Source organism: Citrobacter freundii ATCC 8090 = MTCC 1658 = NBRC 12681 (assembly GCF_011064845.1).
Taxonomy (GTDB): Bacteria; Pseudomonadota; Gammaproteobacteria; order Enterobacterales; family Enterobacteriaceae; genus Citrobacter; species Citrobacter freundii.
In genome coordinates, this window is record NZ_CP049015.1 from 2,230,682 (window position 1) to 2,243,253 (window position 12,572).

The window sequence follows — 12,572 nt, forward strand, 5'->3', positions numbered from 1 at the left end:
TTAATGACGAGCGGGCAAAAATGGGAAATCAGACGAAAGACGACGAGTTGTACCGTGAAATGTGCAGAGTAGTCGGTAAAGTAGTGCTGGAAATGCGCGATCTGGGACAAGAGCCTAAGCATATCGTCATTGCGGGAGTACTGAGAACCACCCTTGCGAACCAGCGTGTGAAGCGCAGTGAGTTAGAAAAACAGGCTATTGAGACCGTAATTAAAGCATTGGCCGGATAATCCGCAAAAAGAGGGCGGTAGTTTCTCTCGCCGTCCTCTTATTCTCATTACGTTAATCTATCAATAATTATAATTTAGCGTTGCAATTAATGCTATCAAACTCGCTATATATTTAATTGTATATCGGATAATATATAAAAATATATATGAGAGTGGAGTCACAAATATTTGCAATACATATGAAGTGCTATTTCAATTTATCTTAATGATAATAAATCTCACTCCGCATTAATTATATCCCTTCCGTTTTTTAATTGATGACGATCAAGACTATGCATGCTGAATAACCACATTATTTCTGTGCCTAACCCTAAAGGATTAGATTCATTCAGTTTAACCACCGTCATTTATGCGATCAGGTTAGGGCAAAAATTTACGTGTTGTTGGCAACATTAACCGCCCGATATGGCTTGACCTGCGCTGGTTTAAATTAGCCTGAAGGTGTTGCTACCACAGCATTTGCGAAGAGGATGCGAAATAAATGAACCAGGTTGATCGTCCATTTTTAGATTGTGGTTTAACGCGACTAGAATTTCTGCGGATATCAGGAAAAGGACTGGCGGGATTAACGATTGCTCCCGCGCTGTTATCCCTTTTTGGTTGTAAGCAGGAAGATGTCGATAGTGGGACTGTTGGGCTTATCAATACGCCTAAAGGGGTTTTGGTGACCCAGCGAGCTCGCTGTACGGGCTGTCACCGCTGCGAAATTTCCTGTACCAATTATAACGATGGTGCGGTGGGTACCTTCTTTTCCCGGATAAAAATCCATCGCAATTTCTTCTTTGGCGATGATGGTGTCGGGTCCGGTGGTGGGCTGTATGGCGATTTAAACTATACCGCTGATACCTGCCGGCAATGCAAAGATCCGCAGTGTATGAAGGTCTGCCCGATAGGTGCAATTACCTGGAAGCAGGAAGACGGTTGTATTGCGGTGGACCACAAACGCTGTATTGGCTGTAGCGCGTGTACCACAGCCTGCCCGTGGATGATGGCGACCGTAAATACCGAAACGAAAAAGTCCTCAAAATGTGTGTTATGCGGGGAATGCGCCAATGCTTGTCCGACTGGGGCATTAAAAATTATCGAGTGGAAAGATATTACTGTTTGATAGATAGCAGGCATACCTGATTCGCGCCATTAATTGCCAAAAATACCGCAGTTTTGGATAAAAAAGCTGCCTGAAGAATGGCGGGTATATCTATTAAACCTTCTTGCAAAGGAAAACATGATGGCTAATGGTTGGACAGGTACTATTTTACGGGTCAATCTCACCACGGGTAATATCACCCTTGAAGATTCCAGTAAATTTAAAAAATTTGTCGGTGGGATGGGCTTTGGTTATAAAATTATGTACGACGAAGTCCCGCCAGGCACCATGCCTTTTGATGAAGGGAATAAGTTGGTTTTTGCCACCGGACCATTAACGGGTTCTGGCGCTCCCTGTAGCTCCCGCGTCAATATCACCTCCTTATCGACTTTTACCAAAGGCAATTTAGTCGTGGATGCTCATATGGGCGGTTTCTTTGCTGCACAAATGAAATTCGCCGGTTACGACGCCATTATTATTGAAGGCAAGTCCGCATCGCCGGTCTGGATCAACATTAAAGACGATAAGGTTAGCATCGAAAAAGCCGATTTCCTGTGGGGTAAGGGGACGCGAGCCACAACTGAAGAAATTTGTCGCATCACCAGCCCGGAAACCTGCGTCGCCGCGATTGGCCAGGCGGGGGAAAATCTGGTGCCGCTCTCCTGCATGATCAACAGTCGCAACCACAGCGGCGGAGCTGGTACTGGCGCAGTAATGGGCTCGAAAAACCTGAAGGCTATTGCGGTAGAAGGGACCAAAGGCGTCAATATTGCCGATCGCAAAGAGATGAAGCGGCTCAATGACTACATGATGACCGAGCTCATCGGCGCTAACAACAACCACGTTGTGCCAAGCACCCCGCAGGCCTGGGCAGAATACTCTTCGCCAAACTCGCGCTGGACGGCGCGTAAAGGGCTGTTCTGGGGCGCAGCAGAAGGCGGACCAATCGAAACCGGGGAAATCCCGCCGGGCAACCAAAATACGGTAGGTTTCCGTACCTATAAATCGGTGTTCGATCTGGGGCCAGCCGCAGAAAAATACACGGTCAAAATGAGCGGCTGTCATTCATGCCCTATTCGTTGTATGTCGCAGCTCAATGTTCCGCGGGTGAAAGATTTTGGCGTGCCGAGTACCGGCGGCAACACTTGTGTGGCGAACTTTGTACACACCACCATTTTCCCCAATGGCCCGAAAGATTTTGACGATAAAGACGATGGGCGCGTGGTGGGAAACCTGATTGGTCTGAACCTGTTTGACGATTACGGTATCTGGTGTAACTACGGCCAGTTGCACCGTGATTTTACTTATTGCTATTCGAAAGGCGTCTTTAAGCGCGTACTGCCGGCTGAAGAGTATGCGGAAATCCGCTGGGATCAGTTGGAAGCGGGTGATCCTAATTTTATTAAAGACTTCTACTATCGGTTGGCGCATCGCGTGGGGGAACTCAGTCACCTTGCGGACGGCTCGTATGCCATTGCTGAACGCTGGGATTTGGGCGAAGAGTACTGGGGTTATGCCAAAAATAAACTGTGGTCGCCGTTCGGTTTTCCTGTTCACCATGCGAACGAGGCTTCAGCGCAGGTGGGGGCGATCACCAACTGTATGTTTAACCGTGACTGCATGGCGCACACCCATATCAACTTCATCGGCTCCGGTTTGCCGTTGAAATTGCAGCGCGAAGTAGCGGGCGAGCTGTTTGGTTCACAGGATGCCTACGATGAAACCAAAAACTACACCCCGATCAATGCTGCCAAGATCAAATATGCCAAATGGACGCTGCTGAAAGTCTGTCTGCATAACGCGGTTACGTTGTGTAACTGGGTTTGGCCGATGACGGTTTCACCACTCAAGAGCCGTAACTATCGCGGAGACTTGGATCTGGAGGCGAAGTTCTTCCAGGCAGTCACCGGTGATGAAACCACGCAGGCGAGTCTGGACCTGGCCGCTGAACGCATCTTTACCCTGCATCGCGCTTATACGGTCAAACTGATGCAAACCAAGGATATGCGCAATGAGCACGATCTCATCTGCTCCTGGGTATTCGATAAAGATCCGAAGATCCCGGTCTTCACTGAAGGAACCGACAAGATGGACAGGGAGGATATGCGTCAGTCATTGACGATGTTCTATCAGGAAATGGGCTGGGATCCAGAGCTGGGTTGCCCAACGCGTGAAACCCTGAACCGACTCGGACTTGAAGACGTGGCAGCTGATTTGGCGGCGCAAGATCTGTTGCCAGCGTAAGGAACGTGAGATGACTAACGTGAGCAACGTTCTGGCACCCGTAGAGGCGCTTCCTGACGAGGTTGATAGTCAAAAGAGACACTGGCTGCAGGCGTTTCACCCGTCGGTAGAGCAGGTGACTGCGCCGCAGGTTCAGGATCCTGCCAGCCCGGAGTCGATTGTGGCAGATTTTATCCGCCAGCATTCGGCATCGGGGCAATTGGTGGGGCGCAGCGTGTTTCTGCAGCCACCTTATTCCGTCCCTGAAACCGATCTATCCGTGCTGCTGGATGTGCTGTGTCAGGACGCAATTAACGCGGATATCACCCGTGTGCAGGGCGCGGAAGATGTCTATTTCTACTCAACGCAAACCATGACGGCAAACTACGCCGACATGTGCGTGCAGGTGGTGGAAAACGACATCTGCCGTGCGATTGCCGAGGCGGTACGCTTCGACGGCCGCACGTATCCTCGCCCCTATAAGGTCGCCATGTTGACGCAACCGCCGTATAGCTTTGAATCTCAGCAGATTACAGCGGCGCTAACGGCTATGGAAACGCATCCCGATTACGCAGATATACGTACTGTGGAATCGTCAAATGCGGAACCTTATCTGTTTAGCGAACGTTTTATGAGTTATGGCAAAGCGTACGGCCTGTGTGAATGGCTTGAGGTTGAGCAGTATCAGAACCCCTGAATTATTCAGGTTGATGTCATGGAACGTGTGGACGACCACTGTCACAGTTTAGAGGATAACCCGATGTCCTTCACCCGACGAAAATTTGTCATTGGCATGGGGACGGTGATTTTTTTCACCGGCCCAGGTCAAAATCTGTTAGCGAGTACCAGGAGCCCTAAAGCCGTTCGTTACGTCATGATTCACGACGAATCACTGTGTAACGGATGTAATATCTGCGCGCGGGCCTGCAGGAAAACCAACCATGTTCCTGCCCAGGGCAGCCGTTTGTCGATAGCGCATATTCCAGTCTCGGACAACGACAACGAAACGCTGTATCACTACTTCCGTCAATCCTGCCAGCATTGTGATGATGCGCCTTGTATTGAGGTGTGTCCGACCGGTGCCTCCTGGCGGGATGAGAACGGTATTGTGCGAGTAGATACGTCTTCCTGTATCGGCTGCAGTTACTGTATTGGTGCGTGTCCTTATCAGGTTCGTTATCTCAACCCGCATACCAAAGTGGCGGATAAATGCGACTTTTGCGCTGAATCACGCCTGGCGAAAGGTTTTCCACCGATCTGTGTTAACGCTTGCCCGGAACATGCGCTGATTTTTGGCCGTGAAGATAGCCCGGAAATTCAGACCTGGTTGCGAGAAAACAAGTATTACGAATATCAACTTGCAGGCGCCGGGAAACCCCATCTGTATCGTCGGTTCGGTCAACATTTGATTAAAAAGGAAAATGTATGAACGCGTCGCAAAATGCCGAACAGTTTCACGCCCAGCTTGCGCAGTATGTTCCCCTGTTTTCACCGGACTACTGGCCCGTGTGGTTAGTCGTTGCCGGGTTAATGCTGGTGGGAATGTGGCTGGTGCTGGCGCTTCACGCCATGCTGCGCTTTCGGGCGGCACATAAAACGTCGGCAGGGCACGGTGAGAAGGTCTATTTATATTCGAAGGCTGTTCGTTTGTGGCACTGGTCGAATGCGCTGCTGTTTTTGCTACTTCTGGTCAGTGGCCTGGTCAATCACTTCTCTGCCGTCAGCGCACCGGTAATGAAAAGCCTGCTTACCGTTCATGAGGTTTGCGGCTTTTTGCTACTCGCCTGCTGGGTTGGTTTTGTGCTGATCAACCTGATTGGCGGCAACGGACATCACTATATTATTCAACGTCAGGGCTGGATCGCTCGCGCGCAAAGACAAACACGTTTTTACCTGTTTGGCATTATGCAGGGCGAGTCACACCCATTCCCGGCATCACCGCGTTCTAAATTCAATCCGCTACAGCAGGCGGCCTACGTTGGCGTGATGTATGGGTTGCTGCCACTACTGCTGATTTCTGGGTTGTTATCGCTTTACCCGACGGTCGTCGGAGATCTGTTTCCTGGTGTGCGTTACTGGCTGCTTCAGGCGCACTTTGCGCTGGCAATTGTCAGTCTGTTTTTCATTTTTGGGCATCTTTATCTTTGCACTACGGGCCGCACGCCGGGCGAAACCTTCAAGTGTATGGTGGATGGCTACCACCGGCATTAAGCGATGATGATTACACGAAGTGACTTACGGGCCTGGCGTGTTGGGCCCGTCATGTATCGCTGGTTTCTACGCGCGTTTCCCGCAGGAGGAAGCTATGCCGATGTTCATCGTGCGCTCCAGCGGGAAGGGTATACTGATTGGGCAAATAGCCTGGTGGAATACGGCTGGTCGAAATGGCGGGAAGAGGCGAGTTTTGCTCAGCAGGATATTGACGCAATGGGGAATATTTCCTGTGAGCAAGCCGCGGAGGAAACCAGTCGTCCGTTGGCGAGTGCGGAAGATTATGCCCGATTTAGCAGTGCGGGTGACAACGTTAAAATTGCCAGCGCCGGGTATGCCGCACAGATCGCCAGTGCCGGTTACAGCGCACGGATTGGCAGTGTAGGCTATAACACGCATATCGGCAGTTCAGGCGATCGTGGGCGAATAGCGATTGCGGGAAATTCGGCGCGTATCAGCAGTGTGGGCGACGGAACGCGTATCGCCAGTACCGGCATGCGCGTACGCATCAGTTCGCTTGGCGACCGAAACCGGGTTGCCAGTAGCGGTGATTTAACCCAGGTAGCCTGTTTTGGCGCAGAGGCAAAAATCGCTAACTGCGCGGACAATATCCACATTATTGCCAGCGGAGAGAACGCCGTTGTTGCCAGTACCGGTACTGTAGATTCGATAACGCTCGGTCCCGGCGGATGTGCGGCGCTGGCTTATCACGATGGCGAGAGAATGCGCTTTGCGCTTGCCGTTGAAGGGGAAAAAAACATTCGGGCGGGCGTGAAATATCGGCTCAACGAAGACCATCAGTTTGTGGAATGTTGAGCCGAGAGGTCATTTTAGTGCGAAGCGGCGCTGGGTGATTTTCTCCAGGCTAAAGCACAGCAGGTAATAGACCAGTCCGGTAAAGATAAAAATGGCTGTCGGGTAGATTTGCACCCGGCTGTTAACCTGACCGGCAACCGTCGTGAGTTCCGGTACGTTAACGATAAATGCCAGTGACGTGTCCTTCAGTAGCCCAATGAAAATCCCCGTCAACGACGGCAGTACGTTACGCAGCACCTGTGGCAGCAAGATAAGACACAGGGCCTGATCCGGGCGAAACCCCTGAACGACTGCCGCTTCATATTGCCCACCAGGCAGTGCGCTAATTCCAGCATACACCGAGTGCATCACCGAAGCGGCGGTGAACCATGCCAGCGCCAGCGTCACGGTAACGGCACCGGGCAGATCGCTTCCGGTCAGCATGGGTAGCAAATACCACATCCAGAAAATCACAAAGATGAGCGGAATGCCGCGAATAAATTCCGCCCAGATAAACAACCCGTTGCGAACTGCGCCTGGAAATCGCCAGGCGCTGCAGGCAAGAACGATCCCGCCAGGCAGCGCCAGCAAAGCCGCACCGATAGCCATCAGCAAAGTGAGCAGTACACCGCCGGGTTGCCCCTCAGCTACACGTCCCCACAGGAGATAGTCAAGATTGTCGGTAATGACCGAAATATTAGCGATCATGCAGTATGCTCCTGACGCTGAAGATGCGCATTCTTACCTTTGACGATTTACCCGCCGCCGGCCGCGGGCCAAGACGCGTAAGCAACATACCCAGCACGATGCCGGTAAACAGATAGAGTGCGGTGCCAACGGCAAAGGCTTCCAGCGCGTGCGCGTTGTAGCTCTCAATTTGCCGTACCTGGTAGGTGAGCTCAGCAAATCCAATACCGCTGGCAAGCGAGGAAAGCTTCATCAGGTTGAGATATTGCCCAACAATGGGTTGCCAGGCGTTTGCCAGTCCCTGAGGCAGTAGAATGTGACGAAATATCGCCCAGGATGAAAACCCCTGCGCCACGGCAGCCTCGCGTTGTCCGGCAGAAACTGCCTGTAAACCTGAGGCGATCTCTTCGACCAAAAATGCTGAGGTAAATACGCCCAGTCCCCATGCTGAACAGATAAACTCCGGCGTTAACCACCAGACATCACCCGGCAGAATTGACCATGGATGATCAGCATTGATGAAGCTAATGACGTCACGGGGAAACCAGTTCCATGCGGCAAAATACCAGAACATCAGTTGCACCAGTAAAGGTGTATTGCGAAACACCGAGATCCACACCCCGACCATCGTTTTAGCGAGAAGATTGCCCGTCAGTCGCAGGCTGAGCAGTGAGATGGCAATGAGCGTGGCGAGCACGATACCTGCCAGCGTCACCCAAAGCGTGGTAAGAAAACCAGAAATTATCCATTGCAGGGGTTGCCCGCTCAGCACTCCCTGCCAGTCCATTGCATGCATTATGATGATGACTCCTGGTGTAACGGGTCGAGCACTTTTTTCAGGAAACGCTGGGTTCTCGGGTGCTGTGGTTGGACGAAAAAATCCTCCGGCGGGGCCACTTCAAGAATATCGCCACCATCGATGAAAACCACACGATCGGCAATCTCGCGGGCGAAATGCATTTCGTGGGTCACGACGATCATGGTGATACCGCTGTGGGCGAGATTTTTCATCACCTGCAATACCTCGCCGATCATTTCAGGATCCAGCGCGGAGGTGGGCTCATCAAACAGAATAATTTGCGGTGATGAAGCCAGCGCGCGGGCGATGGCCACGCGCTGCTGCTGTCCTCCGGACAACTGTGCGGCATAGGCATTGGCTTTTTCCGCCAGTCCCACCTTTTCCAGCAACTCAAGTGCCCGACGATCTGCTTCCGTCTTATTCCAGCCGTGAACATATTCCAGCGCCAGCGCGATGTTTTGCAGTGCAGTCAGATGCGAATAGAGATTGAATTGCTGAAATACGAAACCGATACGGCTGCGTAGCTGGCGTAATGCCGCCCCGCGCAACTGGCTAATCGGTTTACCATCAATGAAGATTTCGCCATCGCTGAGCGACTCCAACTGGTTGATAAGACGTATAAGAGTGGACTTTCCAGAACCGGAAGGTCCCAGAATGGTCACCACTTCACCGGGCTCAACTGCCAGGTTGACGCCGTTAAGTACAGTTTGAGCGCCATACTCTTTAACCACATTGCGTAGTTCGACGCTCGCCTGACGCAAATGGGTAAAATCCGCAGCCGAAGCTGCGGATCGATGAAAAAGGGCTGAGAGCATATTATTTGGCTTCTATTTTAAAGGCGCGGGCTTGTGGATTTTTGGTTTCAGGACCAAACCAGACATCATAAATTTTGGCCGCCTGCCCGGTAGATTCCAGCTTCAAAAGTTCATCGTTGACGGCTTTTAACAACGCTGGCTCACCTTTTTTCACCCCCACGCCAATCTCTTCTTTGCTCAACAGGTCCGGTAGAATTTTGAAATCTGCTTTATCCGGCGCACCGCCTAATAAACCGGCCAGAATCGTACTGTCCTGGGTGATGGCCTGAACATTGCCGTTGCGCAGTGCGGTTAACGCCAGCGGGATATCGTCATAGGCCAGTACGCGCGACTGCGGGAAGCGCTGATGCAGTGCCTGTTCACCAGTAGTGCCTTTTACCGCGCCGATGCGTGCTTTGCTGTATTGATCGAGCTTATCCGGAGATTTTGCTGGCACAAGGAACTGCTGGCCGGTAACAAAATAGGGGACGGAGAAATCTATTACCTGCGACCGCTCAGGCGTGATCGTGATATCCGCAACGATTAAATCGGCTTTACCAGATTGTAATAACGGAATTCGGTTTGCCGGATTGGTCGCCACCAGTTCCAGTTTTACACCAAGAGATTTAGCCAGCGCTTCGGCAAAATCGACGTCGTAGCCGACAATCTTATGCGTTTTGGCATCGATGGAGCCAAACGGCGGGTTCGCGTCAAATGTTGCGACTTTTACTACGCCTGCGGCTTTGATATCGGCCAGTTGGTCGGCCTGAGCCTGTGAGACGCTAATGCCTGATGCCAGCAGGATGCCGAGTGCCAGCAGTGTTTTTTTCGCGCTGTGAGTTTTTGTTACCATCATTTTGTAAGTCCCTGTCGTTTTTTTTGGTTTGTGCTTTTTACGCTCCCATAACTCAGGTTCAGGACAAAATAAGAAAAAATTCTTATCTATTTACAAAATGTTATTAGTGAAAAAGGTGTTAACAATGGGTAAACGCAATGCGATATGTAGCCAGGCGAGAGGGCATAGCCAGGAGGTAAAAAAAAACCGGCATTGCGCCGGTTCGGAAATCAGATTTTGCAGGCGTCACCGCAATCATTATCAGCAATAATTTCTTGCGCTTTCTTGTCTGCATCTTCCAGACGTTCAGCGTTACGCTCTTGCGCTTCTTCCAGTCCATCAAAGACCAGATTATCGAGATCAATTTCCATCATTCACCTGCTCAGGTTCAGCGTTTAACATCACGTTATTATATTGCAAAAATGTTGCTTAACAGCAGCGATTCTTGCTACTTAGCATCGAACGCAATCCGCTGTGCGTATTTATCCGCCAAAGTGGCCCACGGTTCGCAATTGCTAAAGAATTGTTGGTTGTAAATACCGCAAAATTCTCGCTCTCTCTACCGTTTTATTCCCACTTTTTCATTAACGTGATGCGCGATCATTTTTAACAAATCTGCGACAAAATCACTATACATATAACTTAATATCTTTTATACATTAATTGTTCAACCCTGCGACTATTCCACAAAAGAGAAAGCTATATGGAACAGACACCTGATAAGAAAAACAATAATTTTCAAAAAGATGGCAAAGAACAGTTCAATAGATCGATCGGTTTAATTTCAAACTTTGCGTTGGGTTTTACCTACCTGTCGCCGCTTACCGCCGTCTACTCGCTGTTTGCGCTGGCCGTAACGCTGGCGGGGCCGCCTGCAGTATGGTGGATTTTAATCGTCGCATGTGGGCAACTTTTGGTGGCGCTGGTGTTTGGTGAGGTCGCTTCCCAGTATCCGATAACCGGCGGGCTTTACCCTTGGGCCAGAAGGTTGTGGGGCAAGAAATATGCGTGGATCGCCGCCTGGATCTACCTGTGGGCACTGGTGGTCACCATTACGTCGATCGCGGAATATACATCAACGTTTGTTGAATCACTCTTCCATTATGGTCAGACTCCAGCCACGATGTTGGTGACTTCCGTTCTGCTGCTGCTGTTGATGATGGCGGTTAATATGTCCGGGACTAAAAATCTGGCCCGGGTGGCGAAAATTGGTTTCTGGTGTGAAATTGTTAGCGTGATCGCGCTGGGGATTTATCTGCTGATTTTCCACCGTTCGCAGCCGTTCTCTGTAATTTTTGACTCGATGGGTGTGCTGGCTCATGACGGCAGCTATTCCACCGCATTTATGTCTGCTGCGCTGATGGGACTGTTTATGTTCTTTGGCTTTGAGGCCTGCGGTAACGTTGCGGAAGAGGTGCAGAATCCCAGTAAAAAGATCCCAGTGGCGATGATTTTAAGCATCGTATTCGGCGCGATTTCCGCCATTATTTCTGTTATGGGTTATCTGCTGGCTTCACCGAATCTGGTCAGCATCGTGAATGGCAAAACGTCCGATCCGATCCCGGCAATCCTTAATGAAGCTCTGGGTGAAACCGGCGCGACTGTCTTTATCGTCGTCGCGATTATCGCCATGTTGTCGTGCATTTTGTCTCTCCAGGCTGCGTTAAGCCGTCTTATCTTTTCTTTCTCCCGCGACAGAATGCTGCCGGGAAGTGAATGGATGGCCAAAATCTCTAAAAATGGTGTTCCGGATAATGCCATGGTCGTCAGTTGCCTACTGCCAGTGATCATCTGTGTTTGGGTTTATTTCCAGCCAGATAACCTGTCGCGTATCACCGCGTTTGCTGTTATCGGGATTTACATCTCGTTCCAGATGGTTGTGCTGGCCGCGCTGCGTCAGCGCCTGAAAGGCTGGAAACCGGCGGGGGAGTGGACCATTGGCGGTTGGGGCGTAATCGTGAATGTGCTGGCGTTAGCTTACGGATTGTGCGGGATCTGGTTACTGGCGCAACCGGCAGACAGCAGCGACTTCATTGACCGTTGGACGGTCCTGTTCGGCCTGGCGATTGTCGTTGGCTCGGGACTTATTTATATGTTCCTGACCCGTCCGTTTGGTCGTTCAGCGGCGCCGGAAAACGACGCCATTGCGTACGCCAGTAAGCTCAATATGAGGCAGGATAACTAAAAACTAAGGGCCTTCGGGCCCTTAGTTTTGATAGTGATAAAGGATAAAGTAGTCGCTCTGATACACCACGGTACTATTTGCAGGTGCCAGCAATTCACCCACGCGAAAACGTGGCCAACTGGAGAAAATGATCCTGTTTTCCAGATTGGTCAGAATCACATAATCAGGATGAGCGCAGGAGAGCAGTTCGGCTTCTATCTGACTGACCAGCAAATCGACCGCGGCAACACCGAGAAACTGGTCGTTGTAGTAGACCGGGACGGCTGACGTTAGGGTATAGGAGGTATTGCAAATATAGTCGACGTAGGGACCGTGGATATAGGCTTTGCCAGCCGGAGGAGAATGCTTAAACCACTCAAAGGTTCTGAAATCCAGTCGTTGTTGTGTGGCCTGATCCAAATCCAGATGCGCCTGGCTCAAACCATTATCTTTCTTATACCACCACTCCAGCAACCAGTACTCTTTTGTGTTTGCGGTGCTCTCAATATGGCTGGCGAATCCCGCCCCTGAACAGTAATGGTTGTCACTGAGCGTGCGCTTGATGTGCTGTTGAACGGTGGATCTTACTGATGGGTCGAGAACGACCTCGGCTGAGGCCTTTTGTACCCCTGAAATCGCCTCATGGATGCTCCTCGCTAGCGCAACGGTAGAATCTACGGTAGAAACAGTAATGTCATCAATTTTACGGATTAATGCGCTTAGGGATGTCGAAGAGCTCATTGTCTG

The 12,572-nt window shown here is 50.8% G+C and carries 14 protein-coding genes; 8 read left to right on the forward strand and 6 right to left on the reverse strand.

What is annotated here, in order from left to right:
- Positions 1-20 precede the first annotated feature (20 nt).
- The 7 genes from fumD (at position 21) to ydhT (ending at position 6,567) form a co-directional block, all read left to right on the forward strand.
- Positions 21-230 carry a fumarate hydratase FumD gene (fumD, locus tag G4551_RS10705; protein ID WP_003029345.1) on the forward strand — a complete coding sequence of 70 codons (210 nt, stop codon included), beginning with the start codon at positions 21-23 and terminating at the stop codon, positions 228-230.
- A 481-nt stretch (positions 231-711) separates the two neighbouring features.
- A complete protein-coding gene (locus G4551_RS10710; protein WP_003029338.1) occupies positions 712-1,338 on the forward strand; it encodes a ferredoxin-like protein in 627 nt (208 codons plus the stop codon).
- Between the two features lie 120 nt (positions 1,339-1,458).
- A complete protein-coding gene (locus G4551_RS10715) occupies positions 1,459-3,561 on the forward strand; it encodes an aldehyde ferredoxin oxidoreductase (RefSeq protein ID WP_003029336.1) in 2,103 nt (700 codons plus the stop codon).
- 10 nt (positions 3,562-3,571) lie between these two features.
- Complete coding sequence (locus G4551_RS10720) at positions 3,572-4,237, forward strand: YdhW family putative oxidoreductase system protein (RefSeq protein WP_003836542.1); 666 nt, start codon at positions 3,572-3,574, stop codon at positions 4,235-4,237.
- A gap of 63 nt (positions 4,238-4,300) precedes the next feature.
- Positions 4,301-4,969 (forward strand): 4Fe-4S dicluster domain-containing protein, encoded by a 669-nt coding sequence (locus G4551_RS10725; protein ID WP_003029332.1) that lies wholly within the window; start codon positions 4,301-4,303, stop codon positions 4,967-4,969.
- Positions 4,966-5,751: a thiosulfate reductase cytochrome B subunit gene (gene phsC / locus G4551_RS10730; RefSeq protein WP_003029330.1), complete on the forward strand. Its 786-nt coding sequence runs from the start codon at positions 4,966-4,968 to the stop codon at positions 5,749-5,751. The genes G4551_RS10725 and phsC overlap by 4 nt, the downstream gene beginning before the upstream one ends.
- Before the next feature lie 51 nt (positions 5,752-5,802).
- The gene (gene ydhT, locus G4551_RS10735) at positions 5,803-6,567 is read left to right on the forward strand and encodes a protein YdhT (protein ID WP_369700982.1); all 765 of its coding nucleotides are present in this window, start codon (positions 5,803-5,805) and stop codon (positions 6,565-6,567) included.
- Between the two features lie 9 nt (positions 6,568-6,576).
- On the opposite strand, the gene G4551_RS10740 is transcribed toward ydhT, so the two are convergent.
- The 5 genes from G4551_RS10740 to G4551_RS10760 form a co-directional block, all read right to left on the reverse strand.
- Positions 6,577-7,254, reverse strand: coding sequence for an amino acid ABC transporter permease (locus tag G4551_RS10740; protein ID WP_003836538.1), 678 nt, complete (start codon positions 7,252-7,254; stop codon positions 6,577-6,579).
- The gene (locus G4551_RS10745) at positions 7,244-8,029 is read right to left on the reverse strand and encodes an amino acid ABC transporter permease (protein WP_003836537.1); all 786 of its coding nucleotides are present in this window, start codon (positions 8,027-8,029) and stop codon (positions 7,244-7,246) included. Before G4551_RS10745 ends, G4551_RS10740 begins: the two co-directional genes overlap by 11 nt.
- Entirely contained in the window at positions 8,029-8,847 is an 819-nt protein-coding gene (locus G4551_RS10750; RefSeq protein ID WP_003029322.1) for an amino acid ABC transporter ATP-binding protein, read from the reverse strand. The genes G4551_RS10745 and G4551_RS10750 overlap by 1 nt, the downstream gene beginning before the upstream one ends.
- Position 8,848: 1 nt before the next feature.
- Positions 8,849-9,682, reverse strand: a complete 834-nt coding sequence (locus G4551_RS10755) for an ABC transporter substrate-binding protein (RefSeq protein WP_003836534.1) — start codon at positions 9,680-9,682, stop codon at positions 8,849-8,851.
- Positions 9,683-9,891: 209 nt separating this feature from the next.
- Complete coding sequence (locus G4551_RS10760) at positions 9,892-10,032, reverse strand: hypothetical protein (protein ID WP_003832695.1); 141 nt, start codon at positions 10,030-10,032, stop codon at positions 9,892-9,894.
- Between the two features lie 332 nt (positions 10,033-10,364).
- On the opposite strand from G4551_RS10760, the gene G4551_RS10765 reads away from it, so the two are divergent.
- A complete protein-coding gene (locus G4551_RS10765) occupies positions 10,365-11,846 on the forward strand; it encodes an APC family permease (protein ID WP_003836532.1) in 1,482 nt (493 codons plus the stop codon).
- A 21-nt stretch (positions 11,847-11,867) separates the two neighbouring features.
- Here G4551_RS10765 and G4551_RS10770 read toward each other — a convergent pair whose 3' ends face one another.
- Positions 11,868-12,566 (reverse strand): cache domain-containing protein, encoded by a 699-nt coding sequence (locus G4551_RS10770; RefSeq protein ID WP_003836530.1) that lies wholly within the window; start codon positions 12,564-12,566, stop codon positions 11,868-11,870.
- Positions 12,567-12,572: the final 6 nt, after the last annotated feature.

What these genes read in the sequence shown, in the direction of transcription:
- G4551_RS10715 (WP_003029336.1), top strand. Translation starts at nt 1,459, where the DNA reads ATGGCTAATGGTTGGACAGGTACTATTTTACGGGTCAATCTCACCACG.
- fumD (WP_003029345.1), top strand. Translation starts at nt 21, where the DNA reads ATGGGAAATCAGACGAAAGACGACGAGTTGTACCGTGAAATGTGCAGA.
- ydhT (WP_369700982.1), top strand. Translation starts at nt 5,803, where the DNA reads ATGTATCGCTGGTTTCTACGCGCGTTTCCCGCAGGAGGAAGCTATGCC.
- phsC (WP_003029330.1), top strand. Translation starts at nt 4,966, where the DNA reads ATGAACGCGTCGCAAAATGCCGAACAGTTTCACGCCCAGCTTGCGCAG.
- G4551_RS10760 (WP_003832695.1), bottom strand. Translation starts at nt 10,032, where the DNA reads ATGGAAATTGATCTCGATAATCTGGTCTTTGATGGACTGGAAGAAGCG.
- G4551_RS10710 (WP_003029338.1), top strand. Translation starts at nt 712, where the DNA reads ATGAACCAGGTTGATCGTCCATTTTTAGATTGTGGTTTAACGCGACTA.
- G4551_RS10745 (WP_003836537.1), bottom strand. Translation starts at nt 8,029, where the DNA reads ATGCATGCAATGGACTGGCAGGGAGTGCTGAGCGGGCAACCCCTGCAA.
- G4551_RS10765 (WP_003836532.1), top strand. Translation starts at nt 10,365, where the DNA reads ATGGAACAGACACCTGATAAGAAAAACAATAATTTTCAAAAAGATGGC.
- G4551_RS10720 (WP_003836542.1), top strand. Translation starts at nt 3,572, where the DNA reads ATGACTAACGTGAGCAACGTTCTGGCACCCGTAGAGGCGCTTCCTGAC.
- G4551_RS10740 (WP_003836538.1), bottom strand. Translation starts at nt 7,254, where the DNA reads ATGATCGCTAATATTTCGGTCATTACCGACAATCTTGACTATCTCCTG.
- G4551_RS10725 (WP_003029332.1), top strand. Translation starts at nt 4,301, where the DNA reads ATGTCCTTCACCCGACGAAAATTTGTCATTGGCATGGGGACGGTGATT.
- G4551_RS10750 (WP_003029322.1), bottom strand. Translation starts at nt 8,847, where the DNA reads ATGCTCTCAGCCCTTTTTCATCGATCCGCAGCTTCGGCTGCGGATTTT.
- G4551_RS10755 (WP_003836534.1), bottom strand. Translation starts at nt 9,682, where the DNA reads ATGATGGTAACAAAAACTCACAGCGCGAAAAAAACACTGCTGGCACTC.
- G4551_RS10770 (WP_003836530.1), bottom strand. Translation starts at nt 12,566, where the DNA reads ATGAGCTCTTCGACATCCCTAAGCGCATTAATCCGTAAAATTGATGAC.